The sequence below is a fragment of the Kitasatospora putterlickiae genome, from assembly GCF_039527695.1.
Classification (GTDB): domain Bacteria; phylum Actinomycetota; class Actinomycetes; order Streptomycetales; family Streptomycetaceae; genus Kitasatospora; species Kitasatospora putterlickiae.
The window spans coordinates 1-1,107 of sequence record NZ_BAAAKJ010000571.1 but is presented as its reverse complement, the minus strand read 5'-3'; the positions used below and the strand labels follow the sequence as shown (position 1 = coordinate 1,107).

Genomic DNA, 1,107 nt, shown 5'->3' with positions numbered 1-1,107 from the left:
GGAGGATACGAGATTCGAACTCGTGAGGGGTTGCCCCCAACACGCTTTCCAAATGTTCGTCCGGCAGTCCGGGGACGGTCGCAGGTGTCCTGACCTGCGCTCAAATGATGTGCCGGACGGGCGCTGAACGCGACCGGACAGGGGTGAATGCAACCAGAACTGCAACCACGACTGGCCGCGGTCCGCGACGGGGACGGGCAACCCCGTTGCTGTTCTGACCGCACCTTGGTAGCTTCGCAGGGCTATGCAGGCTCGGGCTCAAGTGCTGGGCGTGACGGCGACCCGCTTGGTTGACCACGCGAACGGGCACGTAGCTCGGGCGACACGTCGGTACGCGGGATCCTCTCTTGCCCGCGGCGGTGGCGTTGACGCACACGTGCGTTGTGCTGCCGTCTCTGAGATGTGAAGCGAGCCAAAGATGGTCCATTCGTTCATCGCACATGCAAGCCCGGGGCGATGCAGGGTATTTGCCCTCGTCAAAGACCCTGATGACCGGTTGGAGGTGGTCACCACGCTCGGGGCCGGCGACCTCCATCTGAGCGACGAGCTCATCAGGGCGCTCAACGACTTCCTGTCCGACCGGGACGACGTGATCCTTCAGACTGTGCTGGACCGTGCCCCGAACCCGGTGCGTATGGCCGTGCAGCACTACCTCAAGGACAAGTGCGCACCTGAGGCAGGCACATTCACCGAATACGGGCCGATCGACATCGTCCGCCATGCCGTCTACTTCAGCAGGATCGACGATGAACTCGAGGACTACCTTGAGGGCGCCTACATGATCGGGCTCGGCATCCGCATGTCGAACAAGCGCGGTACGGATGGCGATGTCGATTGGGTGGTCCAGCTGCTCAGCGATGAGGTCTCCGTGCCGGCCAGCGCTGAGCCGCGTTCGTGGGAGCTTCCGGCAGAGGCGAAGCTTCTGAGCACCTGGACCAGCAAGCAGTTGCTTGACGGCCACGGGCCAGTCCACGGCGCGCTCAAGGCAGCGGCGACCGCAAGCGCGGAGGGACACTGGGTCAGGGTCCACAGCCTTCTTCACAGCGACCGCGACGAAAACTTCGGAGGAAGCGGGACCTCGGAGTTCGTAGTTGACGTCTTTGACGC

At 63.5% G+C, this 1,107-nt stretch carries 1 protein-coding gene; it reads left to right on the top strand.

Going from position 1 to position 1,107, the window contains the following annotated elements; translation table 11 throughout:
- Window positions 1-502: 502 nt before the first annotated feature.
- Window positions 503-1,107, top strand: a 605-nt coding sequence (locus ABD308_RS39475; RefSeq protein ID WP_344345975.1) for a hypothetical protein, incomplete at its 3' end; no start/stop codon positions are given.